Source organism: Ideonella margarita (genome assembly GCF_038066635.1).
Classification (GTDB): Bacteria; Pseudomonadota; Gammaproteobacteria; order Burkholderiales; family Burkholderiaceae_C; genus Ideonella; species Ideonella margarita.
In genome coordinates, this window is record NZ_JBBUTI010000006.1 from 304,126 (window position 1) to 330,677 (window position 26,552).

The 26,552-nt window shown below is 66.0% G+C and carries 23 protein-coding genes; 4 read left to right on the forward strand and 19 right to left on the reverse strand.

All coding sequences use genetic code 11. The annotated features are described in order from the left end of the window. Window positions 1-11: 11 nt before the first annotated feature. Together uvrA and AACH00_RS10735 are read left to right on the forward strand one after the other, a co-directional pair. Window positions 12-2,921: an excinuclease ABC subunit UvrA gene (gene uvrA / locus AACH00_RS10730; protein ID WP_341399121.1), complete on the forward strand. Its 2,910-nt coding sequence runs from the start codon at window positions 12-14 to the stop codon at window positions 2,919-2,921. A 165-nt stretch (window positions 2,922-3,086) separates the two neighbouring features. Continuing rightward, window positions 3,087-5,114, forward strand: a complete 2,028-nt coding sequence (locus AACH00_RS10735) for a hybrid sensor histidine kinase/response regulator (protein WP_341399122.1) — start codon at window positions 3,087-3,089, stop codon at window positions 5,112-5,114. Between the two features lie 95 nt (window positions 5,115-5,209). Here the strand turns inward: AACH00_RS10735 and AACH00_RS10740 are convergent, their stop codons facing one another. Next, a complete protein-coding gene (locus AACH00_RS10740; RefSeq protein WP_341399123.1) occupies window positions 5,210-5,641 on the reverse strand; it encodes an SWIB/MDM2 domain-containing protein in 432 nt (143 codons plus the stop codon). A gap of 329 nt (window positions 5,642-5,970) precedes the next feature. On the opposite strand from AACH00_RS10740, the gene AACH00_RS10745 reads away from it, so the two are divergent. After that, complete coding sequence (locus AACH00_RS10745) at window positions 5,971-6,324, forward strand: phage holin family protein (RefSeq protein WP_341399124.1); 354 nt, start codon at window positions 5,971-5,973, stop codon at window positions 6,322-6,324. Between the two features lie 12 nt (window positions 6,325-6,336). Here AACH00_RS10745 and AACH00_RS10750 read toward each other — a convergent pair whose 3' ends face one another. Then, window positions 6,337-7,908, reverse strand: a complete 1,572-nt coding sequence (locus AACH00_RS10750) for a M48 family metalloprotease (protein ID WP_341399125.1) — start codon at window positions 7,906-7,908, stop codon at window positions 6,337-6,339. A 133-nt stretch (window positions 7,909-8,041) separates the two neighbouring features. Here AACH00_RS10750 and moaC point away from each other — a divergent pair, with 133 nt between their 5' ends. Beyond that, the gene (moaC, locus tag AACH00_RS10755; RefSeq protein WP_341399126.1) at window positions 8,042-8,521 is read left to right on the forward strand and encodes a cyclic pyranopterin monophosphate synthase MoaC; all 480 of its coding nucleotides are present in this window, start codon (window positions 8,042-8,044) and stop codon (window positions 8,519-8,521) included. 22 nt (window positions 8,522-8,543) lie between these two features. Here the strand turns inward: moaC and AACH00_RS10760 are convergent, their stop codons facing one another. The 17 genes from AACH00_RS10760 to AACH00_RS10840 form a co-directional block, all read right to left on the reverse strand. Beyond that, on the reverse strand, window positions 8,544-10,301 hold the full coding sequence (locus tag AACH00_RS10760) for a PglL family O-oligosaccharyltransferase (RefSeq protein WP_341399127.1): 1,758 nt from the start codon (window positions 10,299-10,301) through the stop codon (window positions 8,544-8,546). Window positions 10,302-10,351: 50 nt separating this feature from the next. Then, window positions 10,352-11,926 (reverse strand): NAD(P)/FAD-dependent oxidoreductase, encoded by a 1,575-nt coding sequence (locus AACH00_RS10765; protein WP_341399128.1) that lies wholly within the window; start codon window positions 11,924-11,926, stop codon window positions 10,352-10,354. Then, the gene (locus tag AACH00_RS10770) at window positions 11,923-12,420 is read right to left on the reverse strand and encodes a GtrA family protein (protein WP_341399129.1); all 498 of its coding nucleotides are present in this window, start codon (window positions 12,418-12,420) and stop codon (window positions 11,923-11,925) included. The genes AACH00_RS10765 and AACH00_RS10770 overlap by 4 nt, the downstream gene beginning before the upstream one ends. Then, a complete protein-coding gene (locus AACH00_RS10775; protein WP_341399130.1) occupies window positions 12,417-14,297 on the reverse strand; it encodes a hypothetical protein in 1,881 nt (626 codons plus the stop codon). Before AACH00_RS10775 ends, AACH00_RS10770 begins: the two co-directional genes overlap by 4 nt. A 12-nt stretch (window positions 14,298-14,309) precedes the next feature. After that, window positions 14,310-14,753, reverse strand: coding sequence for a pilin (locus tag AACH00_RS10780; protein ID WP_341399131.1), 444 nt, complete (start codon window positions 14,751-14,753; stop codon window positions 14,310-14,312). Window positions 14,754-14,877: 124 nt separating this feature from the next. After that, window positions 14,878-15,324: a pilin gene (locus AACH00_RS10785; protein WP_341399132.1), complete on the reverse strand. Its 447-nt coding sequence runs from the start codon at window positions 15,322-15,324 to the stop codon at window positions 14,878-14,880. A gap of 214 nt (window positions 15,325-15,538) precedes the next feature. Next, entirely contained in the window at window positions 15,539-15,985 is a 447-nt protein-coding gene (locus AACH00_RS10790) for a pilin (RefSeq protein ID WP_341399133.1), read from the reverse strand. Between the two features lie 240 nt (window positions 15,986-16,225). Further along, on the reverse strand, window positions 16,226-17,011 hold the full coding sequence (locus tag AACH00_RS10795) for an MBL fold metallo-hydrolase (protein ID WP_341399134.1): 786 nt from the start codon (window positions 17,009-17,011) through the stop codon (window positions 16,226-16,228). After that, a complete protein-coding gene (locus AACH00_RS10800; protein WP_341399135.1) occupies window positions 17,008-19,230 on the reverse strand; it encodes a CHASE2 domain-containing protein in 2,223 nt (740 codons plus the stop codon). Before AACH00_RS10800 ends, AACH00_RS10795 begins: the two co-directional genes overlap by 4 nt. A 25-nt stretch (window positions 19,231-19,255) precedes the next feature. Beyond that, a complete protein-coding gene (locus AACH00_RS10805) occupies window positions 19,256-19,885 on the reverse strand; it encodes an FHA domain-containing protein (protein WP_341399136.1) in 630 nt (209 codons plus the stop codon). A gap of 72 nt (window positions 19,886-19,957) precedes the next feature. Next, window positions 19,958-20,755, reverse strand: coding sequence for a Stp1/IreP family PP2C-type Ser/Thr phosphatase (locus AACH00_RS10810; protein ID WP_341399137.1), 798 nt, complete (start codon window positions 20,753-20,755; stop codon window positions 19,958-19,960). 22 nt (window positions 20,756-20,777) lie between these two features. Further along, the gene (locus AACH00_RS10815; protein ID WP_341399138.1) at window positions 20,778-21,767 is read right to left on the reverse strand and encodes a serine/threonine-protein kinase; all 990 of its coding nucleotides are present in this window, start codon (window positions 21,765-21,767) and stop codon (window positions 20,778-20,780) included. Window positions 21,768-21,872: 105 nt separating this feature from the next. Continuing rightward, a complete protein-coding gene (locus tag AACH00_RS10820) occupies window positions 21,873-22,562 on the reverse strand; it encodes a TerC family protein (RefSeq protein WP_341399139.1) in 690 nt (229 codons plus the stop codon). Window positions 22,563-22,890: 328 nt separating this feature from the next. After that, complete coding sequence (locus tag AACH00_RS10825) at window positions 22,891-23,577, reverse strand: TerC family protein (RefSeq protein ID WP_341399140.1); 687 nt, start codon at window positions 23,575-23,577, stop codon at window positions 22,891-22,893. A gap of 135 nt (window positions 23,578-23,712) precedes the next feature. After that, window positions 23,713-24,606, reverse strand: coding sequence for a succinate--CoA ligase subunit alpha (gene sucD, locus AACH00_RS10830; protein WP_341399141.1), 894 nt, complete (start codon window positions 24,604-24,606; stop codon window positions 23,713-23,715). A gap of 23 nt (window positions 24,607-24,629) precedes the next feature. After that, window positions 24,630-25,790 (reverse strand): ADP-forming succinate--CoA ligase subunit beta, encoded by a 1,161-nt coding sequence (sucC, locus tag AACH00_RS10835; RefSeq protein ID WP_341399142.1) that lies wholly within the window; start codon window positions 25,788-25,790, stop codon window positions 24,630-24,632. Between the two features lie 19 nt (window positions 25,791-25,809). Then, window positions 25,810-26,451 carry a DUF2889 domain-containing protein gene (locus AACH00_RS10840; RefSeq protein WP_341399143.1) on the reverse strand — a complete coding sequence of 214 codons (642 nt, stop codon included), beginning with the start codon at window positions 26,449-26,451 and terminating at the stop codon, window positions 25,810-25,812. Between the last annotated feature and the right edge of the window lie 101 nt (window positions 26,452-26,552).

The window sequence follows — 26,552 nt, forward strand, 5'->3', positions numbered from 1 at the left end:
ACTTGCCTGCCATGTCCACCACGCCTCCGTTCCCGCCCGCCATGCCTGCTCTGGCCCACGCCACCACGATTTCCGTGCGTGGCGCCCGTACCCACAACCTGAAAAACATCGACCTGGACTTGCCCAAGCACGCGCTGGTGGTGATCACGGGCTTGTCCGGTTCGGGTAAATCGAGCCTGGCGTTCGACACGCTGTACGCCGAGGGCCAGCGCCGCTACGTGGAGAGCCTGTCGGCCTACGCGCGGCAGTTCCTGCAGCTGATGGACAAGCCGGACGTCGACGTCATCGAGGGTCTGTCGCCCGCGATTTCCATCGAGCAGAAGGCCACCAGCCACAACCCGCGCTCCACCGTGGGCACGGTCACCGAGATCCACGACTACCTGCGCCTGCTGTACGCCCGCGCCGGCACGCCGTTCTGCCCCGACCACGGCCTGGCGCTGCAGGCCCAGAGCGTCAGCCAGATGGTGGATGCGGTGCTGGCGCTGCCCGAGGGCACCAAGCTGATGGTGCTGGCCCCGGTGGTGCGTGACCGCAAGGGTGAGTTCGTCGAGCTTTTCCAGGACATGCAGGCACAGGGCTACGTGCGTTTCCGGGTCGATGGGCAGATCCTGGATGCGGCCGATGTGCCGGCACTGAAGAAGGCGGAGAAGCACGACATCGACGTGGTGGTCGACCGGCTCAAGACCGCCGAGGGCATGAAGCAGCGCCTGGCCGAAAGCTTCGAGGCCGCGCTGCGCATCGCCGATGGCCGGGCCATCGGCTACGAGATGGACGGCGGGCGCGAGCACCTGTTCTCGGCGAAGTATGGCTGCCCGGTGTGCAGCTATTCGCTGTCGGAGCTGGAGCCGCGCCTGTTCTCGTTCAACTCGCCGGTGGGCGCCTGCCCGCACTGCGACGGTCTGGGCATGCAGACGGTGTTCGACCCCGAGCGCGTGGTGGCGTTTCCGTCGCTGTCGCTGGGCTCCGGCGCCATCAAGGGCTGGGACCGCCGCAACGGCTACACCTTCTCGATGCTGGAGAGCGTCGGTCGGCATCTGAATGTCGACATCGACCTGCCGTTTGAAGAGCTGCCCGAGCGCGCCCGCCAGGTCGTGCTGTATGGCTCCGGCGAGGAAGAGATCGAGTTCACCTACGAAGCCGAAGGCAAGAACGGCAAGACGCGCAGCGTGAAGCGCGCGCATCCGTTCGAGGGCGTGATTCCCAACTTCGAGCGCCGCTACAAGGAAACCGATTCGGTGGCCGTGCGCGAAGACCTGGCCCGCTATCAAAGCGCCAAGCCCTGCGGCCACTGCGGTGGTTCCCGCCTGCGCAAGGAAGCCCGCAATGTGTTCATTCCGGGCAGCGACGCTGACCGCGGCAAGCCCATCTTCGAGGTGGAGCACCTGACGCTGGCCGGTGCACTCGACTGGTTCAGCAACCTGCAGCTCACGGGCGCCAAGGCCGAGATCGCCGACAAGGTCGTGCGCGAGATCCGCTCACGCCTGCGTTTCCTGAACGACGTGGGCCTGAACTACCTGAGCCTGGACCGCAGCGCTGACACGCTCAGCGGCGGCGAGGCCCAGCGCATCCGGCTGGCCAGCCAGATCGGCTCCGGCCTGACGGGCGTGATGTACGTGCTCGACGAGCCCAGCATCGGTCTGCACCAGCGCGACAACGAGCGCCTGATCGGCACCTTGCAGCACCTGCGCAACCTCGGCAATTCGGTGCTGGTGGTGGAGCACGACGAAGACATGATCCGCGCCGCTGACTGGTGCGTGGACATGGGCCCGGGCGCCGGCAAGCACGGTGGCAGGGTGATGGCCAGCGGCACGCCGGCTGAAGTGGCGGCCAACCCCGATTCGCTGACGGGCCAGTACCTGGGCCGGGTGTTGCGCATCGCGGTGCCGGAGCGCCGCCACACGCTGGCCGACATGGCGGATCCGCGCACGCTGAAGATCGTCAATGCCCGTGGCCACAACCTGAAGAACGTGACGGTCGAGATCCCGGTCGGCCTGCTGACCTGCGTGACCGGTGTGTCGGGTTCCGGCAAGAGCACGCTGGTGAACGACACGCTCTACACGGCCGTGGCGCGCAAGCTTTACAACAGCCATGCCGAGCCCGAGGCGCATGACAGCATCGAGGGTCTGGAGGCCTTCGACAAGGTCATCAACGTTGACCAGAGCCCGATCGGCCGCACGCCGCGCTCGAACCCCGCCACCTACACCGGCCTGTTCACGCCCATCCGCGAGCTCTTCGCCGAAGTGCCGGCCGCGCGCGAGCGTGGTTACGGCGCCGGGCGCTTCAGCTTCAACGTGGCCGGTGGCCGCTGCGAGGCCTGCCAGGGCGACGGCGTCATCAAGGTGGAAATGCATTTCCTGCCGGACGTGTACGTGCCGTGCGACGTCTGCCAGGGCAAGCGCTACAACCGCGAGACGCTGGAGATCCTCTACAAGGGCAAGAACATCGCCCAGGTGCTGGAGCTGACGGTGGAAGACGCCCACGGCTACTTCAACGCCGTGCCGAGCATCGCGCGCAAGCTGCAGACGCTGCTCGATGTGGGCCTCGGCTACATCACGCTGGGCCAGAGCGCGACCACGCTGTCGGGCGGTGAGGCGCAGCGCGTGAAGCTGGCGCTGGAGTTGTCCAAGCGCGATACCGGCCGCACGCTGTACATCCTCGACGAGCCGACCACCGGCTTGCACTTCGCCGACATCCAGCTGCTGCTCAAGGTGCTGCACCAGCTGCGTGACGCCGGCAATACCGTGGTCATCATCGAGCACAACCTGGACGTCATCAAGACGGCGGACTGGCTGATCGACATGGGCCCGGAAGGCGGCTCCGGCGGCGGCACCGTGCTGTCGGAGGGTGCGCCCGAAGTGATTGCGGCCTGCGCCGCCAGCCACACCGGCCGCTTCCTCAAGACCTTGCTGGCTGAAGGCTGAAACGGCGCGCAGCGGCTTGCAGTCGATTGCAAGTGCTAAGTGTGCGGAGTTGTGTGAAAGCGATTGTCCGGCGAGGAAAGTGACACGAGAATGTTGCTTTCGCCATCACGTGCGGCCACATGACGCGCCGCCTGAACGATGCACCCTTCGACCGAACCGGCTGTGATGGACGCCCCGCTGCGGCTGGAGGTGTTGCAGTCGGTGGACCTCATCGATCGACCGACCGACCGGGCGCTGCAAGACCTGGTCGAGCTCGTCGCCGAGCTCACCGGCAGCGCGGTGGTGGTGTTGAGCCTGGTTGGTTCGCAGCAGGTGCATCACCTGGCGCGGGTGGGCTGGCTGCCGGAGCAGACGCCTTATGCCCAGGCCTATTGCAGCCTGGCCATCGAGTGCGGTGACTGGGTCGAGGTGGCCGATGTCCGCGTGGACCCGCGGTTTGCGCAGGTCACGCCAGCGGAAGGCGGCCCGTCGTGGCGCCACTATGCAGCCCAGGTGCTGATGCTCGACGGCGTGGCCGTGGGCACCCTGTGCGTGATGGACGAAGGCACGACGCTGTTGTCGAGCGCGGCGCGCGCACAGCTGCAACGCTGCGCGAAGATCGCCTGCTCTGCATTGGCGCAGCGCCGTCAGCTGTACCAGTTGCAGCTGCAGGCAGGCCGCCTGCACGACCTGGCGCGCGCGTCCGGCGACTGGATGTGGGAGCTGGATGAGCAGTTGCGCTGCAACTGGATTTCCGGTGACTTTGAAGCCGCCACCGGCTGCGGCACGGCCACGGCCCTGAACCGCCAGATGGACGATGAGCCCTTGGTGGACGCGCTCGGACAGCCCGTGGTGCCTGCCCGGGGTTTGCGCGAGCTGCTGAGCCAGCGCCTGGCTTTTTCCCGGGTGCTGACACGCTTCGATGCCGGCGCATCCGAGGTGCGATATTTGTCGCGCAGCGCGGTGCCGGTTTTTGATGCCGATGGCCTGTTCCGTGGTTATCGCGGCACCACGCGCAACGTCACGGCCGGCATCGTGCTGGAGCAGCAGATGCAGGAACGTGCCCTGCTGCAGCGTGACAAGGAAGCCGCCGAGCGCATCAGCCAGGCGCGCAGCGCGTTCCTCTCACGGGTCAGCCATGAGCTGCGCACGCCGATGAATGCGGTGCTCGGCTTCGCGCAGCTGATGACGCAGGACACCGAGCAGCCCTTGCAAGGCCTGCAGGCCCAGCGCCTGACGAGCATCCTGCGGGCAGGTCGCTCGCTGATGGCGCAGATCGATGATCTGCTGGAGATTGCCGAGCTGCAGCGCGGCGCCCGCACCTTGCGGACCGATGCCGTGCCGCTGGCGCCGCTGGTGCGGCGTTGTTTTGCCAAATGGGCAGTCGAGGCGCAGACGGCCGAGGTGGCGCTCCAGACCGATGTGCCTGAAGGCCTGCTGGCGCTGGCCGATGTCGAGGCCGTGGCGCAGGTGCTGGATCAGCTCGTTTCCAACGCCATTCGCTACAACCGCCCGGGCGGCCGGGTGCGTGTCAGTGCCACCATCGCGCCCGCCGGGTTGATCGAGCTGACCGTGCAGGACGATGGCCCCGGCCTGGCCCCGCAAGGGCTGCAGCAGCTCTTCACGCCGTTTGCGCAGCCCGCCGGTGCGCGTGCCATGACCGGCACGGGCCTGGGCCTGGTGCTGGTGCGTGAGCTGGTGGTGCGCATGCATGGCCAGGTGACGGCGCACAGTGAACTGGGCGTGGGCACCCGCCTGACGGTGGCCTTGCCTGCCGCGCCGGGCAGCGTGGCAGGCACGCCAGCTGATCGGGCCCCGGCGTCAAGCTCGGCCCGGGTGCACCAGGTGCTGTACATCGAGGACGAGCCCCTGAACGTCGTGCTGATGCAGGAGATCTTCCGCGGCCATGCCCAGTGGCAACTGCATGTGGCCCGGGATGGTGGCGAGGGGGTCGAGATGGCAAGAACGCTGCGACCTGACCTGGCCCTGGTCGACATGAACCTGCCGGACTTCAACGGGCTGGAAGTGCTGCGGCGCCTGCGCGCAGACGAGATGACGCGGGCCATGCCCTGCATCGCCTTGTCGGCTGATGCGATGGTCGAGCAGATCGAGACGGCGCTGGCTGCCGGCTTTGATGACTACTGGACCAAGCCCATCGATCTGGCTGGCTTGATGCCCGCGCTGGCGCGTGCGGTGGCCGGGGCGGCGGGTTGAAAGGGCGCGGCTGAGAACGGCTGCTGAAAAGAAAAAAGCCGACGCGTTGGCGCCGGCTTCGGGTTGGCAAGGCCGCGTGAGCGGCCCGTGCCAGATCAGCTCAGGTGGCTGTTGATCAGCTTGGTCATCTCGAACATCGAGACTTGAGCCTTCTTGAAGATTTCCTTCAGCTTGGCGTCTGCATTGATCATGGTCTTCTGGGCCTTGTCTTGCAGCTCATGCTTCTTGATGTATTCCCAGACCTTCTTGGTCACTTCGGTACGCGGCACAGCCTTGTCACCGATGATGGCGGCCAGATGGGCGCTGGGGGTCATCGCCTTCATGAAGGCAGCGTTCGGGGTGCGCTTCTTTGCAGGAGCGGCAGCCTTCTTCGCAGGAGCAGCCTTCTTGGCAGCAGGAGCTGCGGCAGCCTTCTTGGCCGGAGCGGCCTTCTTTGCAGGAGCAGCAGCCGCCTTCACGGGCGCAGCAGCCTTCTTCGCCGGGGCGGCGGCCTTCTTGGCCGGAGCGGCCTTCTTTGCAGTTGCCATTTGGATTCTCTCCATCAAAAAAATGTTGATGTGCCGGGACTGGGCGAAAGCCGCGTGAGCCTTCGATTCTCTGCAGTGCCACAGCGCAACGAATGGTACTGCCTGTGCAGGGGGCTGAGAAGCAGGTTTCCCTCGTAAAAACTGCTTTCTCTCCTCTGAAACGCGCTTTTTTGTGGCACCGCAACGTCAAACAGCGTTCTTGTGCTGGTTTTCACTCGTGGAGGATACGGTGACGGGTATTTTTGGCGGCTTGTCGCTTCGGGGGATTGAATCGCCTTGCGCAGCCCCCAGAATGACAGTTCTGTATTCAACGCGGGAGCTTGTCTGTCATGAAGCTGATTGTCCGGTGGTTGCTCCTTGCGGGCGCCCTGTTGCTGGTGGCGCACCTGTACCCTGGCGTGGCCGTGGCCAGCTTCGGTTCGGCCCTGATTGCCGCCGCGGTGCTCGGCCTGCTCAACACGCTGGTGCGCCCGCTGCTGGTGCTGCTGACGCTGCCCGTCACGCTGCTCACGCTCGGGCTGTTCCTGTTCGTCATCAACGCGCTGATGTTCTGGTCGGCGGCCAGCGTGCTTGATGGCCTGGCCGTCACCGGCTTCGCGGCGGCGCTGATCGGCTCGCTGATCTACAGCGCCTGCGGCGTGATCATCGACGCCCTGATCGAGCGCGTGTTCCAGCGCGACTGACCCGGGCGGCGTTCAGTCCACCCGTTCGCCGCGGGCCTCGGCCATCATCTTGCGGCGCTCGGCTTCCAGCTCTCGCAGCCGTGACTGGATGACGCTGGTCTCGACGTAATCCGAGGCCGGGTCTTCGCGGGCGATCTGCTGGGCGGTGCGGAACCGTTCCACCGCACCCAGCACATCGCCACCTGCGGCGGCCGCTTCTGCGCCCGCCCGCAAGGCGCGCAGGCGCAGCCCCTGCCCATCGGCCACCTGGGACATCATCTGCCAGGCCAGTGCGTCGTTGCGATGCTCGACCACCCAGGTCTGCAGGTCTTCCAGGCTGCTGCGCAGCACCGGTGTGGCGGCCGGATCACCGGCGCGTTGCCACACCAGCGCCAGCTGCGCGCGGGCCAGCAGGGCGGGCCGGCTGCGGTCACCCCCCAGATCAGCCAGGGCAGCGACCAGCGTGCCGCGCGGCTTGCCTTGTTGCACGGGCAGCTCCAGCTTCAGCAGCATGAAGGCCCGCCGAGCCGCGGGTTCCTGCGCGAACCGCTGGGTGGCCAGCGTCAGGCCGCTCTGGATGGCCGATTCGGCCTTGTCAAAGTCACGCAGCAGCATCGAGGCCAGGCCGGCCATGTACAGCTGCGCCAGGCGCGGCAAATCGGCCACCGGTGCGCCGGGTGCCGCCTGGGCCTGCAGCCGCTGCAAGGCAGTGTCGCTGCGGTCCATCAGGGCCTTGGCGCGGGCCTGCATCAGCGCATGCCAGACCAGCGTTGGCGTGCGCGTGGCCGCGCTGCCCTGCATGCGCAGGCGGGCCTCGCTGATGCGCTCGATGGTCAGCGGGTGGCTGCGCAGATAGGGGTAGAGGTTGTTGTCATTGAGCCGCCCGTTGGCTTCGAGCTTCTCGAACATCGCGGCCATGCCACCCGGCGCAAAGCCGGCGGTGGTCATCAACTGCAGGCCGATGCGGTCAGCCTCGCGCTCCATCTCGCGGGTGAAGTTGATCTGGCCCTGGATGGCCGCCGCCTGGCTGCCCATGATGACGGCCTGCGCAGCATCGGCACTGCGGGCGCGGCTGGCCACGATCAGACCGAGGATCATCGCGGCCATCGAGGCGGTGCTCTGGCGCGCCGAGTTGGCCATGCCGCGCGCGATGTGGCGCTGCGTCACGTGGGTCAGTTCATGGGCCAGCACCGACGCCAGCTCGTCGCTGGTGGCCGTCATGCCGATAAGCCCGAGGTTGATGCCGACGTGGCCTCCGGGCAGCGCGAAGGCATTCACGCTGCGGTCTTGCACCTGGAAGGTGTCCCAGCCGTAATGGCGGTCGATGTCGGTGTCGATGTCGCCGCGTGCGCGGGCGGCGGCCAGCAAGGGTTGCCACAGCGCATCGATGTATTCGCTCAAGGTCGGGTCATCGAGGAAGTCGGGGTCGCGGCGCAGCTCGCGCATGATGCGTTCGCCCAGGCGCTTCTCGGCCAGGATGTCCATGTCGCCGGACACCGAATCCCCCAGCGCCGGCAATTGAACCTGGGCATGGGCGACGGGCGCGGGCCAGACGGCCCACAAGGCGGCAGCCAGTGTCAGGTGCGCCAATCGGGCGGTGGGCATGGGCGCCATCGGGGGCTTGGAAAACGTCAAAGCGAGCCATCCTCGAATCGGTTCGGCCCGGTCTGACCCGGGCCGGCTGCGAAAGTTCGCCCGCTATCATGGCACCGACTTGTTTCGACCGGATTGCCGCTGCATGAGCCAACCTCTCACCCACTTCGACGCCCAAGGCCAGGCCCACATGGTGGACGTGGCTGCCAAGGCGGAAACGCACCGCGTGGCGCGCGCCACCGGCACCATCCGCATGCTGCCTGCCACCTTCGCCTTGATCGCCGGCGGCCAGGCCAAGAAAGGCGATGTGATCGGCATTGCCCGCATCGCCGCCATCCAGGCCGCCAAGCGCACGGCCGACCTGATTCCCCTGTGCCACCCGCTGCCGCTGACCCGCGTGGCGGTGGAATTCACGCTTGATGAGGCTGGCAGCGCCGTGCACATCATGGTGACGGCCGAAACGCTGGGCCGCACCGGCGTTGAAATGGAAGCCCTGACCGCGGTGCAGGTCGGCCTGCTCACCGTGTATGACATGTGTAAAGCCGCGGACCGCGGCATGACCATGGGCGACATCCGCGTGGTGGAGAAGCAGGGCGGGAAGTCAGGGCACTGGGTGGCTGACTGAGCGCTCAAGCCCGCGCAAGTCCTCAGCGGGTGAAGTTGCGCCAGCTGATGTTGCCGCTGCCTTTGTCGCTGGCGGGCTCACACTGGAACGGACGCGGTTGCCGCTCCGCGTCATCGCATTCGGCCAGAAAGCTGGCAGCGGCGGCGTTGCGGAACTCGCGCAGCCGGTCGACCAGGTAGCGAGCTTCGTCGACCCGCCCGGAATCTGCCAGCGCGCGCGCCCAGGCGATCATCAAACGGGTGTCGAGCAAGGCATGCGTGGTGGTCTGGAAGGCCGCCAGCGCCTGTGCAGGCGGCTCGGTGGTGGTGGCGGCTGCGTAGTCGGCATGGTGGCCGTAAAACACGCTGCCGTGGCCTTGCTGGATGCGGGTGGCCAGGGGCAGGGCGCTGCCGCCCGGCGCGTAGATGACCACCACGCGGCTGTAGTCCCATCCTGCAAACAGGGTGCCCACCAGAATCAATCCACCGGCCACCATCGGCCAATGGCTGGCAGGGCTGTCGCTTGAGGTGGTGTCTGGTTCAGCCGGGCGCAGCGCATGCCCCCAGGCCCAGGCCGTGGGCAGCAGGAAATAGGTGTACCAGAGCGGGTACTCCAGCAGGCTGTGCACGCCGGCCAGCAGCACGATCATGAAGGCCGCGCGCTGCCCGGCCGCATTCGGGCCACTTGCCTGCATGCTGCGCACCAGCGCCTGCCACAGCGCCCACAGCATCAGCCCGGTCAGCAGCGCGGCCAGCGGCAGGCCCAGCTCCACCAGGAACTGCAGCAGCACGTTGTGGGTGTGGTCGAAGAAAGCCACCGGGCGGCCGGGGAAGGGCGTCAGGCTCCAGGCGAAGTTGAATTCGCCGAACCCCACGCCCGTCCAGGGCTGCGCCTTCACCAGCGACCACGCATTGGCCCAGATGCCGAAGCGCGATGAGGACAAGTCAGCCTCGCCGAGGCGGGCCTCGCCGCCGAAGGTGTGCTGTGTGGCATGCGCCCAGGCGGCCAGCAGCGCCCAGCCGATGACGTAGACCACCGGGGCGCTCAGCAGGGCGATGCGCACGCGGCCGCGCAGGCGCTTGTCCACCGCGCCCCAGAGGCCGAGCATCAGTACCCCCAGCACGCCGGTCCGGCTGGCCGTGAGCACCACCGCCAGCACCATCAGCGTGGCGAGGGTTGCCAGCACGGCGTCGTGCAGGCGCAGCCCGGCCGCGCGGCCGGCCTGGGCCAGCGGCACCAGCGCCATCAGCGACCACAGCAGCAGCGTGCTGAGGTGGTTGGGCTGACGCAGGTTGCCCACGGCCCGGCCGACCAGGCCGGAGCGAGCGATGAATTCGCCGTCGGGCCAGCCCGGCGCAAAGACCTGAATGACGGCGATGACGGCGCTCAGCACGCCCGCCACCAGCAAGCCGATCCACAAGGGCTCGGCGGTGTCGGAGGCGTCTGGGCGGTCGGGCCCGGCGGCGCACTGGGCATAAGCCACCAGCACCGCCGCACACGCCAGGCTGGCCAGCGCCGAGAGCGCCAGCGAGGAGGGCAGGCTGGCCGACCAGGACCACACCACGGCGGCCATCAGCAACGCCAGCATGCCCAGCAGGGCAGCCGCAGGTCGCGCGGCCCGCAATGCGTGGCCGTTGCTGGGCACCAGCCACAGCAGGGCGCCCCAGCCTGCCACCGCCAGCAACTGGTTCAGCACCGTGGATGACGGGCTGAGGTTGAAGGCCAGCAGCACCGGCAACGCCATGGCGAGCAGACCGCCCACGAAGATCGACGGTGTGGTTTCAGGCGTTGGTTGTGGCATGCAGGAGCGTCTCAAGGGGGCGCCGGCATTATCGGGCGCCCGCCACCGCGTCATTTCTCTTCGTCTTCGTGGTACTCGTCGTCGACGTTGATGGCCCAGATCGGCGCCTTGTCGCTGCGGCCTGAAACGATGGCGTCGACCGCGGCCTTGGCCGACAACATGGAGTGGTCCTGGTTGTTGTAACGGTGCATGCCGTTGCGGCCGATCAGGAACAGGTTGCTCAGGTCATCGAGCGCGGCCTGCAGCTTCGGGAACGCCGCATAGGCGCTGCCGAAGTAGCCCGGGTAGGCCTTGGGCATGCGGATGACGGTGGCGTCCAGAGCATCTTCCGGATGGGCCATGCCGATCTGCTGCATTTCCTTCAGCGCGAGGGCCTTGAGGGCCTCGTCGCTCATCGCCCACAGGTCGTCGTCGTCCTTGGCGAAGAACTCCAGCCCGACCCACACGGTGTTCGGGTCGGCCACCAGGTGCGGGCTCCAGTTGTTGAAAATCTGCAGACGACCGACCTTCACGCCCGGCTCTTGAATGTAGATCCAGTTGTCGGGCACGAGGTGGGTTCGCGGGTGGATCGACGCCTTGGTCGGGTGCAGCTTGCGGTACAGCACGCCCACGGTGATGAAGTCGCGGTACAGCAGGTTCGCGCCGATGTCCGTCACCTCGGCCGGCAGGGCCGGTTGCAGGGCCAGGGTCAGCTCTTTCACCGGCATCGTCGAGATGACGTGATCGGCTTGCAGGTGCTGCGTGCTGCCGTCAGGCCGCTGGAAGCTCACGCCGGTGATGCGGCGATCGCTGCGGTGCAGGCCGGTCACACGCGCGTCGCGGATCAGCTGGCCGCCCTCGCGCTCGTAGCGGCGGGCCACCGTTTCCCACATCTGGCCAGGGCCGAACTTCGGATACAGGAAGTGTTCGATCAGCGAGGTCTGCTCGGCGGCGGCATCGCGCTTGAAGCCCTTGCGCACGGCATGCGCAATCATCTTCGTCACCGACAGGCTCTTCACGCGCTGCGCGCCCCAGGCCGCGCTGATCTCATTGCACGGCACGCCCCAGACCTTCTCGGTGTATTCCTTGAAGAACTGCAGGTAGAGCTGCTTGCCGAAGCGGTTGATGAAGAAGTCTTCGAGCGAGGTTTCCGGCGTGATCGGCGACATGGCCGAGGCCACATAGCTGGCGCCGAACTTCACGCACTTCACCGGGCCGAGTTTGCGCGCGGTGTCGAAACCGGGCTTGAGCGGATAGTCGAAGAACTGGCCACCAAACAGGATGCGCGACAGGCGGTTGCGCACCAGCATCACGTCGGCATCGCTCTCGCTGGCCGTGATTTCACCAGCACCCAGCAGGCGGTGTGCGCCCTGGTAGCCGAGGCGGAATTCCGACTCCGTCACCCGCGGCTCAGGCAGCGCGATGGGCAGGCTGTCGCGCCACCAGTCCATCACCCAGTCCGACTTCGAGAAGAAGCGGTGGCCGCCGATGTCGATCCGGTTGCCCTTGTAGTTGACGGTTTTCGACAGGCCGCCGATGTCGGCGCTGGCCTCCAGCACGGTGATCTGGGAAACGCCAGCGCGCTGCAATTCGCGCGCTGCGGTCAGGCCGGCCGGGCCGGCGCCGATGATGATGACTTGGGTCATGGATGTGAGGGATGGCGGTGACGCTGCATGAACAGGGCCACACGACGAGCACTGAAATTGACGATGAAGCTGGTCCCGGCGGCCAGCACCTTGGCCAGCAGATACGGGGTATGAAGCGCCTCGGTGGCGCCCCACATGACCAATAGATTGACCCCGAGGCCCAGCAGACCGAGCAGCGCAAACACGCCCAGTCCAGCCAGCCAGGATGTGAAGGCACGGTGCTTGAACACCCACCGCACGCTGATGAAAAACGCGACGAAGGTGCCGAGCAGGTAGGCGGCCGTGGCGGCCCACAGGTAGTGCCAGCCGGCGCGCTCGACCAGCAGCGTCAGCGTGAGCATGTCTACCGCCAGGGCCGCGGCGCTGGCCACCAGGTAGCGCGCGGCTTCACCCAGCAGGGGCTGCAGTCGCTGGGTCGACAGGCGCTTGCCCGCAGCGGCCGATCGGCCTGCGTCGGGCGTTTCTGCTGGCAGGGAGGGGCTGAAGGCGCTCATGACTTTCCTGAAGTCCGCAGTGCGCGGCAATCAAAGATCGAGATCGGGGGCTTGCCTGGTCGGCGGAAGACCTTGGTCGCCCCGGCGCGCTCGTGGTCGAGCAGCAGCACGTCCAGGGCTTCATCAGCGCAGGCGCGGACGATGTCGTCATAGCCGGCCGAGCGGCCTTGTTCGCTCTGCCGGAGTGAGGTGTCTTGCCCGGTGCCGAGATGGTGCTGATCCAGCCAGTTCAGCCGGCGTGTCAGCTCCATGGCGGTGGGGCGGTCAAACAAGGCGCCTGCGGTTTGCGGCGACGTGGCGTAGGCCGGATGGCCGAGGAGAATCCACACCAGCGGCAGGTTGTTGTCCCAGTGCACGGTGGCGTTGGCGGGAATTTCCCGACGCAGGGCCGCCTCCCATTCGGGGTCATGGTCGAGTTTGACCTGGGCCTGGTGAAGCCAGAACCCCAGCCCGGTCGATGCCAGGGTCAGGCCCAGAACGGCGCCAGCACGCGCAGGCAGGCGGCCCTTGAATACGGTTCGCAGCAGCCACAGCAGCGCCAGCCCAAGGCCGATCATCACCGCCGGCTCGGAGGCCGACGCGGTGACAAGCGGGTGCGGGTCGTTCCACAGCAGCTTGTAGGCCACGGCGTTGAATTCAATCCGGGCCAGCCGGGTGACCACGGTGATGGCCAGAACGCCATAAGCCAGCCAGGGCGCCAGGCCCAGCGTCGGCCCGAGGCGCTTTTCAAGCCAGGTGTTCACGGCGGGCAGGTTGGCCAGTGCCAGGGCGCAAGCGGCCATGGCCAGGCAACTCCACAGGTCGGTCATCAGCGCGGCCATGGTCAGGGCCGCCACCATGCGGTCCACCGGGCGCCAGGTATGCACGTCGGCCATCGCCTTGACGATGAAGATGGGCGCCAGTACCTGTGCCAGCCACCAGCCCCGAACCAGTTGCAGCTTGACCAGCAGCACATTGTGGAAAAGCGCGCCGATGGCGAAGAAGCCCAGCAAGACCATGGTGCCTGCAATGCCGGCCCAGGCCGTGCGTTGGGCTGCAGGGTCATTACCCAGGCGTCGCGTGGCATGCAGCCACAAGGCCAGCCAGGCGGCGACCTTGGCCACCATGTCGGCGTCCCAGGGGTAGATGGTGGCGATCGAGTTCCGGGTGCGGACAATCTCCCACCAGGCGTCGTCGTAAGTGGCGAAGACGTGGGCGAACGGCCCCAGACCGAGCGCGCAGAGCGTCGCGACGGACAAGGCGCCTGCGGCCATCACGATCAGACGCCACCGGCCGGGCAGCGCAAACACGTTCAGCATCAAGCCCGCCAGGCCCATCAGCGGGTGAATGGTGCAGCTCAGCAGCGAGCCGGCCAGCGCCAGCCACGGCCTGCCGTGCAACTGCGCAGCAATCGACAGCATCACCACCGCTTCGGCCCAATGGCGGGGGGTGGTGAAGGACTCGCCGTAGGAAAGGATGCGCTGCGGGTCGTATGCGGTGGGCAGTGCCAGCACCAGCGCGAAGGCCAGCACCCAGCGTGGCTGCTGCTGGAGAGCGGCACGGCACATCACTGCCAGCGCAACCAGCCAGACCAGCTTGGCGCTGATGGTCAGAATCAGCGCTGCCGTATGAATGTCGGTGTGGCCCAGAAGCGCGTCGAACACATGCGGATAGAGCGTGAAGTTGCCCTGGCTGCCGGTGCCGAAGAAGGGGTCGTGCTGCAGGCCCGGAAAAACGCTTCTGCGCAGGGCATCGCCTGCGTAATACAACGCATCATGGCCCAGGCCCATGTAAGGGGCTCCGAGCCACCAGCTGCCTATGAGCAGGCCCGCCAGCATCCAGAGTGCCGCAGGGCTGAGCCAGCGCGCGCCGGCGCGCTGGTTGAGAGCTTGAATCAAGGTGTGGACGGATCAGGTGCCGCTGCAGGTCTTGGGCAGGTATTTCTGGGCCGCAGTGGACGAGCAGGCGAAATTGAAGGCGGTACCGGTGGCCGCCAGCGTGGGCGGCGTGAAGGTCACTGTCTTGCCAGCCACCGCTGCATTGACCGTGCCTGCTGCACCCATGGTGACCGTGATGACGCCGGTGTCAGCCGCAACCACCGCAGTGCCGTACTTGCCCGTGATCGCCAGGCTGGCGGCTGACGGGTTGGTACTGGTGCCGGGGTAGATGCCGTTGGTCTGACCGTATTCCGAGACGGTGACGCGGGTGCCATCCACCGAGGTGAAGGCTTCTGACATCTGCGAGCGGGCGATGTAGTCCTGGTAAGCCGGCAAGGCCACGGCGGCCAGGATGCCGATGATGGCCACCACGATCATCAACTCGATCAGCGTGAAACCTTGTTGCGCGGTTTTCATGGTGTGCTCCCTTGAGGTGTCTGGATGCGTCCGGGCACTACAACCGGTAACGATTGGCCGTCGGACAAAAAAAGGGCGGCGAAGCCCACAGGCTGCGCCGCCCTTCTTCAGATGCTGTGAGCTATCAGGTGCCGCTGCACGACTTCGGCAGGAACTTCTGGGCCAGGTTGCCCGAAGCGCAAGCGAAGGTCAGCGTGGTGCCCACGGCGGTCAGCACCGGCGGGGTGAAGGTGATGGTCTTGCCAGCGACAGCGGCGTTGACGGTGCCGGCTGCGCCCATCGTGACGGTGATCACGCCGGTCGAAGCAGTGACGGCAGCCGAGCTGTACTTGCCAGCAACAGCCAGGTCGGTAACCGACGGCTTGGTCGTGCCGTCAGGGTAAGCGCCGTTGGTTTGGCCGTATTCGGCGATGGCGGTCTTGGCGCCTTCGACCGAGGTGAAGGCTTCCGACACTTGCGAGCGGGCGATGTAGTCTTGGTAAGCCGGCAGGGCCACGGCAGCCAGGATGCCGATGATCGCCACGACGATCATCAGTTCGATCAGGGTGAAACCTTGTTGGACGCGCTTCATATTGGACTCCAGTAAAAATCCGGGTGGGGGGAAGAAGTGAACCTGGGGGTTCTGAATTTGATGCCTAGGTAACCAAGCGATTGCTGTGCCAGCTTTTTGGCGCCTGTTTCCTGTGACTTCTGCACTTTCCCTGACAAAAATGGGCGGGAAAGTCTGTCAATTCGTGTCAGTGGCGCGATGACCTGACAAAAATTGTCAGGTCATCCTTGAGCTATCAGGTGCCGCTGCACGACTTCGGCAGGAACTTCTGGGCCAGGTTGCCAGAAGCGCAAGCGAAGGTCAGCGTGTTGCCCACGGCGGTCAGCACCGGCGGCGTGAAAGTGATGGTCTTGCCAGCGACAGCGGCGTTGACGGTGCCGGCCGCGCCCATCGTGACGGTGATCACGCCGGTCGAGGCGGTGACGGCAGCCGAGCTGTACTTGCCAGCAACAGCCAGATCGGTGACCGACGGCTTGGTGGTTCCGCTTGGATATGCGCCATTGACCTGGCCGTATTCAGCAATCGCCGTCTTGGCACCTTCGACCGAAGTGAAGGCTTCCGACACTTGCGAGCGGGCGATGTAATCCTGGTAGGCCGGCAGGGCCACGGCAGCCAGGATGCCGATGATCGCCACGACGATCATCAGCTCGATCAGGGTGAAACCTTGTTGCACACGCTTCATGAGCAAAACTCCAGCAGTTGAATTCAGGGGCAAAACGAGCGTGGGCCCAACGACGGTCCAGATCACGCGATGTACCAATCCCATTGCGAGACTCATGCCAGGGCAATGTGTGAGGTAAATCACGCTGGCTGAGGGGTGGCGTCAGGCAAAGCTGACAAAAAACGTCACCCCGCTGGGTTCCGGGACAATTTCGGCGTCCCCGAAGTGACATTCCGCGCGCAGCAGCGCAGCCAAGTCGTGTCAGTCGATCAGGAATCGCTGCCCGGCGCGCAGGGCATGCAACACCGTGTCGGGCAGGCGCTTGGCCAGGTCCGAGCGCACGGCGGTCATGTCGCCGGGCTTCACATGCGTCAGCTGCACATGTACACCCGGCGGCAGGTGCCGCAACTCGCTGGCCAGTGTCGAGGGGCAGTGGTGCAGGCTGGCTCCCGCCAGCGCGTGTTCAGACTCGGGAAACGCCACCTCAATGGTCAGGTGGCTCAAGGGCCGGCCGCGCAGGCACTCCCAGAGCATCGGGTTCGGTCCGGTGTCGCCCGTGTACACCCACCAGCCGCGCAGGCCTTCCACGGCCGTGCCGATGGCCGGTACGCTGTGCAGGGCGGGCAGAACTTCCAGCTTGCGCTGCTGCTGGCCCAGGGTGAGCACGTCGCCCAGACGCACCGGCACCAGTTCCAGCACCGGCGCGTCCGGCTGCGGCAGCTTGGTGAAGTCGGGCCACAGCTGGTCGTTGAAGAGGTGGCGGCGCAGCACGTCGAGCGTGGCCTCCAGGGCCAGCACCCGAATCGGTGGACGACCGCGGCGGCGGCGCATCACGCTGTCGGCCAGCAGGGGAACGCCCAGCACATGGTCGAGGTGCGAATGGCTGAGCACGATGTGATCGATCTGGCTCATCTCCTCCAGCGTCAGGTCGCCCACGCCCGTGCCTGCGTCGATCAGGATGTCGTTGTCGAGCAGGAAGGCGGTGGTGCGGTTGCCCTTGGCAATGGAGCCGGAGCAGCCCAGGACGCGGACGGAGGGAGCGATCATTCGGGAGCCGGCGGAGTGTCGAGTTGAGCGGTCAGGTTGGCTGCCAGCGAGGCCAGTGGCCCGGAACTGTGGGGAGCAGCATCCAGCAACTCCCGCAGGGCCTGCAGGTGCGTCGCAGCGTCCATCGCATGTTGCTGCCGCTGCGCCTCAAGGGCAAGCGCCCAAAGTCGCAACTGTGCGTCGATTTTGAGACGATCCGCAGCCGCTGCCTTCAGCGGTGTGAAGACGGTCACGCTTTGATGACGGCCCCGCACCTGGCAGCGATCGACCTCGGCCCAGACCACGTCCGGCAGCGCTTCCGCACAGGCTTGCCGGGTATCTTCGCTCACCAGCAGGTTCACGCCGGCCTGGCGCGTCATGGCTTCGAGCCGGGCGGCGATGTTCACGGCGTCGCCCACCGCCGTGTAGCTGCGACGCAGCCGCGAGCCGAGGTCGCCCACACACACCACGCCCGTGGCCATGCCGATCCCGTAATGCACCGTCGGGAGTTTCCGGCGCACCAGCTCTTCGTTCAGGGATGCCACGGCGGTGGACAGCTCCAGCGCCGCCATCACCGCTCGCCGGGCGTGGTCGGGCTGGGCCAGCGGCGCGCCCCAGAAGGCCATCACCGCATCGCCGATGAACTTGTCGACCGTGCCTTCGTGGGCATGCACCACCTCGGTGACGCGGCTGAAATACAGGTTGAGCAGGTCGCGCAGGGCGTCGGGGCTGAGCTCTTCCGCGAGGCCGCTGAAGCCTTGCAGGTCACAGAACAGCACGGTCAGCTCCCGGTTTTCTGCCGTGATCTGCGCGCTCGCGGGCAACATCGAGACCTCGCGTGCGCGCGCCGGCGGCAGGTACTGGTTGAACAGGTGCATCAGCGATCGCCGGCTGTGCCACGCGTTCACGTAGTTCACGCCCAGCAGCACCAGCAGCAGCACCAGGCCCAGCGCCAGAGCCGCGCCCAGCGGCAACACCAGGCCACCTTTGGTGAGCGCCAGCACATTGCCGGCCACCATCGTCACGCTCAGCCCCACCATGGCACCCACGGCCCAGGGCGCAGCCAGGGTCAGCGCGGCCCAGGTGGCCAGCCCGAGGCTGAGCACCATCAGGCAAACCTCATAGCCCGCGGCCCATGCCGGCCGCACGGCCAGGGTGCCGTCCAGCAGTCCTGCCAGCACATGCGCGTGGATCTCGACACCGGGCATGGCCGGATGAACAGGCGTGGCACGCAGGTCGGACATGCCCGTGGCGGAGCTGCCGATCAGCACCAGTTTGTTGGCCAGGGCGTGCTCAGGCAGTTGTCCTGCAATCACCGCGCTGGCGCTGATGTACCGGAAACCGCCACCATCGCGACCACCATGGCCGCGGTAGGGCACATGCCAGGCCTGGTTTTCGTCCAGCGCCAAGGTGCGGGTGGCGCCGTCGGCCTGGGTCACCCGGAGGCCGGTGAGCGCCCGCGCGCCGTTTGCATCCGGCGCGGCGGTCATGAGCGCCTCGATGCGCGGGTGCCCGGTGGCCGAGCGCAGCATGGCCAGGCTGAGCGAGGGCAGCAGACGCCCATCCAGGCTGGCAACGGCAGGCACCTCGCGGATCAGGCTGTCAGCGTCCGGCACCACGTTGAAGAAGCCGGCGTCGGCAGACGCTTCGCTCAGCGGGCCGACGTTGGTGACACGGGAGGTCCATCGCGGCCCGGTGAGCGGGGGGCTGGGGGCCAGCGCCGGGGGCTGCGGGCCAATGGACCGCGCGCCGGGTTGTGCCGTCAGGTAATAGCCCATCACCACCGGACGCCCCTGAAGCGCCTGGGCCAGCAGCCGATCCTGATCGAGGCTTTGCCTCAACCGGCCTGACAGCGTCTGGTCGCCCAGGCCTTGTTGCGCCAGTGCGCTGGACAGCGTGGCCCAATGGCCGTCGTCGGGCTCCGGAAACACCACATCCAGCCCGACCACGGCTGCGCGCTGCCGGGTGGTCAGCTCGGTCACCAGCGCCGCCATGCGGCCGCGCGGCCAGGGCCAATGGCCAATGGCCTGGAGGCTGTCATCGTCGATGTCGACGATGACGATGTCCGGATGGGGTTGCCCTCGGGCGGGCAGCAGGGCCTGGGTGCGCCAGTCGGCGGTGGCCAGTTCAAGCCGGGTCAGCGGTGCGATGGGCGATACGGCGGCATGCCAGCAACCCAGCCCCGCCAGGAGGCCGGTGGCCAGCCAGGCCACCAAACGCGCAGGGCCGCGGGTGTGCACGAGCGCCCCGCGCCTGATCGAGGGCTCAGCCCTGGATGAATTGCATCTGTGTGCCGGCCAGCTCGATGATGTCGCCGTTCTTCAGAGGCAGCACGTCTTCGCCGACGGTTGCACCGTTCACGCTGGGGCGGTGGTCGCCCTCGACGTGGGACAGCACATAGCCGGTCGGGCGCTTGGCGATCGAGGCCACTTGCGTGCCGGGCTTGCCGACGGTGGTGACGACCTTGGTCAGCAGCACCTCGCGGCCGGCGGCGCCGCCGTTGAGCACCTTGATCGAAGCCGGCAGCGTGGAGACCGCAGGCTGCGGCGGCTGGTGGGCCGCGATGGTGCCCGGGCGCAGCACCATGGTCTTTTCGTAGTCGGCCACTTCCTCGGTCAGGTACTTGATGCGGTACTTGCCGATCTCGACCGTGTCGTTGTGGGCCAGCAGCTGCTTCTTGATGGCCTTGCCGTTGATGTACGTGCCGTTGGTGCTGTTCAGATCTTCAATGAAGACGTCATCACCCACGGCCAGCAGCACGGCGTGCTCGCCGCTGACGGCGAGGTTGTCGATGACGATGTCGTTGTAAGGCCGCCGCCCAAGGGTGGTCCTGTCCTTGGATATCTGGACATCCTTGATGACCACGTTGTCGAGTGAAACAACCAGCTTGCCCATTTGAAACCTCTGTTTTTCTATCTTTGGCTTGGCCGCCAATGCCTGCCTCTGTGACCGAATGTCAGTGGCCATTCATCGCTTGAAAGGCCACCAAATGCGGCTCGCAGGGGGCGTTCCTCCCTTTGCGCGTGCCAAAACCACTGCAATGTTATCGCGACCGCCCGCGGCGTTGGCGGCTTCTACAAGTGCTTGCGAAGCGCCAGACAAGGTGTCGTGCGCGCGCATCACCTGTGCAATGCCCGCGTCAGGAAGCATGTCCGAAAGCCCATCCGAGCACAGCAGCAGGCAATCGCCCACCCGCATCTCGTGGGCGTGAACCTCCAGCACCACGTCGGGCTCGACCCCCACGGCGCGGGTCACCAGATTGCGGTGCAGGGAATAGGCCGCTTCTTCAGGAGTGAGCACGCCGGCGTCGATCTGCTCCTGCAGCAGGGAGTGGTCGCGGGTGAGTTGCTCCAGACGGCCGTCGCGCCAGCGGTAGGCGCGGGAATCACCGATGTGCCCGATCCAGACCTGCTGGCCTTCGAACATGGCCAGCACGAGCGTGGTGCCCATGCCCGCATATTCGGGGTGTTGCTGCGCGGCTTCAAAAACGGCCAGGTTGGCGGATTGCGCCGCGGCAGACATGCCCTGGCGCAGTGAGACTTCGGTGTGGCCGGTGCCCTGGTCGGAGCGCCAGCGAGCCAGCTGGTCGCGCACGCCGCGCACGGTCATGTCGCTGGCGATCTCGCCGGCGTTGTAGCCGCCCATGCCGTCAGCGAGCACGCACAGGCTGAGGGCTTCATCCACCAGCACGGCGTCTTCGTTGTTGCTGCGCGCTCGCCCGGTGTCGACAGCGCTTGAATATTCGATGTCGAAGGCTGGGAGCACGGTGGAGGTAGCAGGTGACGGCTTAGGACGATCTGGCATTGTGGAGAGTTCTAGCGGGCTCATCGCGGCGGGCGGATTGGCAGGCCGGGATCAGCAGTCGTAATTCACGAGCCAGTTGCGCACCATCCACATGGCGATCATCGGGTCGTTTGGCCATGGTGCGCTGCAAAACGTCACCGAGCAATGGGGGAAGATCAGGCCGGAGCCGCCCGAGCGGGGGGGGAGGGGCGGTCGCGATGGCCGACAGCAGTTCTCCCATGGATCCATGGGGGAAGGGCAAGTCACCGGTCAGCAGCTGATGGAGCACCACACCCAGAGCATACAAATCGCAGCGGCCATCAATCGCTCCACCAGACAGTTGTTCCGGGGCCATATATGCGGGCGTGCCCACGATCAGGCCGCTGCGGCTGCGCTGGCCATCGGTCAGGTGCGCGCAGCCGAAGTCGGTGATCTTCACCGTGTCGGTCGCCTGGTTGAACATCAGGTTCGCCGGCTTCAGGTCACGGTGGACGACGCCTTGGGCGTGGGCGTGCACGAGGGCATCGGCCGCGCGGGCCATGATGGCCAGCACCAGATCGTCAGGCAGTCGCGTGGCTTTGGTGATGTGTGCGGTCAGATCGGTGCCGCTGACCCACTCCATGGCTATCCAGCCCAGCAGGGAGTCGCCCGCATCGTCGATGCCGGCGGCGTAGGTGCGAACGATGTCGGGGTGATTCAGGCGGGCAGCAGCTTCCGACTCTCGCAGGAAGCGCTCGCGTGTCAGATCACTGCCTTGAAAGCGCACGGTCTTGAGGGCAACGGGCAAGCCGGTCGCGTGGTCGCTGGCAAGGTGCAGTTCACCCATCGCGCTGGTGGCGACGGTGCGTACCAGCGCGAAGTTGCCGATCTTGCGTCCGGCCACCATGCTGAAACGTGGAGCGGGTGGTTGGGCTGCATCTGGCGCGACCCGGGCAGGCTGCCGCTTCGGCCATCGCAATGCCTGTTGCCAAAATCCGCTGCCAGTGGCGGCCATCTGCGTGGTCCCTCCCCCCGATTTGAACGGGAGAAAGGACGTTAACACAGCAAAACCGGCAGCCGGGTCACCCGAACAGGCGACCCCCCAGACACCACGGCGAGGTCAGGCCTGGGCAGAATCAGCCGATTTGGTGCGGCGGCCAGCCCACCAGCCAGCAGCCAGCACACCGGCGATTGCCACCACATACACGGCGATGTTGCTGCCAGGCCAGGCGGCAAAGGTGTCACGCAGCCATGGTTCGCTGACGATCATCTTGGCAGCGGTGAAGGCGAGCACGCCGGCGCCGATGTACATGATCGACGGGAAGCGGTCCACCAGCTTGAGCACGATCGAGCTGCCCCAGACCACGATCGGCACGCTGATCAGCAGACCGATGATGACCAGATCAAAACTGCCGTGTGCGGCGCCTGCGACGCCCAGCACGTTGTCCACGCCCATCAAGGCGTCGGCGATCACGATGGTCTTCATGGCGCCGACGAAGGTGGTGGCGCCGCCGCCTTCATGGCCCTCGCCTTCTTCAGGTACCAGCAGCTTGTAGGCGATCCAGACCAGACCCAGGCCACCGATCAGCATCAGGCCCGGAATCTTCAGCAGCCAGACGACCACGAGCGTCATCAGCGAGCGGACGACGATGGCGCCGACCGTGCCCCAGAGGATGGCCTTGCGTTGCAGGTGGGTGGGCAGGTTGCGTGCAGCCAGCGCAATGACGATGGCGTTGTCGCCGGCCAGCACCAGGTCGATCAGGATGATCGCCAGCAGGGCGGAGAACCAATCGGGGGAGAGAAATTCCATGACATGTTCCAGTTTTTGGTTTCGAGAGAATCGCTGCTCGATGCCTGGGGCTCTGTCACGAAGGAGAACATGAATGCATTGCGCACCCTGTGCCTTCGAGTTGCAGAGCCTGGCCGGCCTCGCACATCGAAGGTCTTGCTCGAACCGCGCTGATGCATGGTTCCGACGATCCGGGGCCGGTTTGCACGGGCCCGTATTGACGAATCGGCGATGACGCATTGCCGCCGGCAACACATCGGGAGCTACTCCCCTTCAGACCGGAAGTGTAGCTTCAAAACAAGAAAGCCCCGCTGGGCGGGGCTTTCAGAGCACGGGCGACCGTGATTTATCAGGCGGAAGCTGCGTGCCGACGCTTGAGCACGGTACCCAGCCCCACGACCAGACCCGCGCCCAGAACGCCAGCCAGGTTGATCAGCAGGTGCGACTGCGCGCCGAACTGGGCGTCGACCGCCGGGTCGGTCAGGACCATTTCACCGGCCAGGAAGCCCAGCAGTGCAGCGCCCAGCGTGATGATGATCGGGAAGCGTTCCATCACCTTGAGCAGCAGGGTCGAGCCGAAGATGATCAGCGGGATGCTGATGCCCAGGCCCACGACCAGCAGGACGGTGTCGCCCTTGGCGGCGGCGGCCACGGCCAGCACGTTGTCCAGGCTCATGACCAGGTCGGCGATCAGGATGGTGCGGATCGCGGACATCAGGTTGCCCTGGCCGTCAGCGCCACCCACGTCACCTTCTTCGTCGTCTTCCAGCAGCAGCGTCACGCCGATGTAGACCAGCAGCACGCCGCCGATGATCTTCAGGAAGGGCAGGGTCAGCAGCTTGACGGCCAGGATGGTCAGGCCGATCCGCATCACGATGGCAGCGGCACTGCCGTAGAAGATGGCCTTCTTCTGCTGGTGTGCAGGCAGCGAGCGCGCAGCCAGGGCGATCACCACGGCGTTGTCGCCCGACAGCAGCACGTTGGCAAGGATGATCGAGCCGAGTGCGGCCCAGAACGCAGCCGATGCAATATCCATGGCGCGGGTCTCCGAATAGGTCTTGGAAAGGAAAAGGCCTGACGCGTGAGCATCAAGCCTCGGAGTTTAGGGGAGGCGGTATCGGGTGGCGTGCGTACTACTACGCAGCCACCCGGGCAGCCTCCGGGCCGCTGTTTACAGCAGGCCCTTCAGCAGGCGACCCATTTCCGACGGGTTGCGCGTGATCGTGAAGCCGCACTCTTCCATGATGGCGAGCTTGGCATCGGCGGTGTCAGCACCACCGGAGATCAGGGCACCAGCGTGGCCCATGCGCTTGCCGGCCGGAGCCGTCACGCCAGCGATGAAGCCGACGATCGGCTTCTTCATGTTGGCCTTGCACCAGAGCGCAGCTTCAGCTTCGTCCGGGCCGCCGATTTCGCCGATCATGATGACGGCGTCGGTGTCCGGGTCGTCATTGAAGGCGCGCATCACGTCGATGTGCTTCAGGCCGTTGATCGGGTCGCCACCGATGCCGACGGCGCTGGACTGGCCAATGCCGAGTTCGGTCAGCTGGGCCACGGCTTCATACGTCAGGGTGCCCGAGCGCGAGACCACGCCGATGCGACCCTTGCGGTGGATGTGACCCGGCATGATGCCGATCTTGATTTCGTCGGGGGTGATCAGGCCAGGGCAGTTCGGGCCCAGCAGCAGCGTCTTCTTGCCGCCGGCGGCTTCCTTGGCCTTCATCTTGTTGCGCACTTCCAGCATGTCCCGGACGGGGATGCCTTCGGTGATGCAGATGGCCAGGTCCAGGTCGGCTTCAACGGCTTCCCAGATGGCGGCAGCAGCGCCGGCGGGCGGCACGTAGATCACCGACACGGTTGCGCCGGTCTGGCCGGCAGCTTCCTTGACGTTGGCGTAGATCGGAATGCCTTCGAAGTCTTCGCCGGCCTTCTTGGGGTTCACGCCAGCCACGAAGCAGTTCTTGCCATTGGCATAGGCGACGCAGCCACGGGTGTGGAACTGGCCCGTCTTGCCGGTGATGCCCTGCGTGATGACCTTGGTGTCTTTATTGATGAAGATGGACATGTGTGTGTTCCTTCGGTCCGGGCTTACTTGACAGCGGCGACGATGGCGGTCGCTGCTTCGGCCATGGTGTCTGCGGCGATGATGGGCAGGCCGGAGTCGGCCAGCATCTTCTTGCCCAGGTCTTCGTTGGTGCCCTTCATGCGGACCACCAGCGGCACGGCCAGGTTCACGGCCTTGCAGGCGGTGATCACGCCTTCAGCGATGGTGTCGCACTTCATGATGCCGCCGAAGATGTTGACCAGGATGCCCTTGACTTCCGGGTTCTTCAGCATGATCTTGAAGGCTTCGGTGACCTTCTCGGCCGTGGCGCCACCGCCGACGTCCAGGAAGTTGGCCGGCTCGCCGCCGAACAGCTTGATGGTGTCCATGGTGGCCATGGCCAGACCGGCGCCGTTCACCAGGCAGCCGATGTTGCCGTCCAGGCTGATGTAGGCCAGGTCAAACTTCGAAGCCTCGACTTCAGCCGGATCTTCTTCGTCCAGGTCGCGGTAAGCCACGATTTCCGGATGACGGAACAGGGCGTTGGCGTCGAAGTTGAACTTGGCGTCCAGCGCAATCAGGTTGCCCTTGCTGTCGCGGTTCAGCGGGTTGATTTCAACCAGCGACGCGTCCGTTTCCATGTAGCAGCGGTACAGGTTCTGGAACAGCGTGATGGCTTGAGCGGTCGACTCGGCAGGCAGGCCGATCGCGTTGGCGATCTTGGTGGCCAGCTCGGCGGTCAGGCCGACCAGCGGATCGATCACTTCGGTGATGATCTTCTCGGGGGTCGAGTGAGCGACCTCTTCGATGTCCATGCCACCTTCGCTGGAAGCGATGAAGGCGACCTTCTGGGTGCCACGGTCAGTGACCAGCGACACGTAGTATTCCTTCTGGATGTCAGCGCCTTCTTCAATATAGAGGCGACGCACCTTCTGGCCTTCCGGGCCGGTCTGGTGGGTCTTGAGCTGCATGCCCAGGATCTGTTCCGACAGCGCCTTGACGTCGTCGATCGAGCGGGCCAGCTTCACGCCGCCGCCCTTGCCGCGGCCACCGGCGTGGATCTGAGCCTTGACCACCCAGACCGGGCCACCCAGCTTCTGGGCGGCTTCCAGGGCCTCTTGCACGTTGAACGCCGGGTAGCCGCGCGGCACCGGCACGTCGAACTGGCGCAGGATTTCCTTGCCTTGGTATTCGTGGATCTTCATGGGTGGTCTTTGGAGGAGTTCAGGACGAAATGAAAGGGGCGGAATCCGCCTTCGGCGGCTCGCCCTGTGGCGCCGCCTGTGTCATCGGGGCGCGATTGTGCGCCAGTTTGCTGGTATTTACCTGACGAAACCAGCGGGGGTAGTGAAGTCGGACGACTTCACCGTCAGTCTTGAGGGCGTGGCAGCGGTCGAGCTGGAAGGGCGCGGTGTCGCCATCACCCTGGGTATTGATGACCTCACCGGCGAAAGCCTGGATGACTGCGGTGGGCAGCACATCGGCCAGTTCGGTGAGGTGGGTACAGCCGGCGGTGCCGCCCAGCTTTTCGCGAACCCCGCGCTTGAAGCCGCGCAGCAGGTTCATGCCGGCCAGTTGGCCGTAGGCGTCGCCGTGTTGTTCGCAGTGCCCGGGGTAGGGCGTCGACAAGGACTCGGCGCCGGCCTCGATGATGTTGAACTGGGTGTCCACCACCAGCCGGAGCATCAGATCGTGGATCGGCTCACCCGCTGCACGCACACCGGCGGGGCTACGGGTTTCACGTGTTTTCACGTCGCTGATGTTCACGTCCACCTCCCACAGGCCATCACCACGGGCGAAAGCATCCACGCGGATGGCTCGGCGGTGGCGGAGTTGGCGGCTGGGATCTGAGCTGGGCAGGGGCATGTGGCCAGGTGCAACGGTAGTCAGCGATTCGGCTGGAGCGCGCGAGGCGCCGGGGACTGGTTACACGCAAGAACAGCGTCGAACTTTAGCACGCGTGTTGC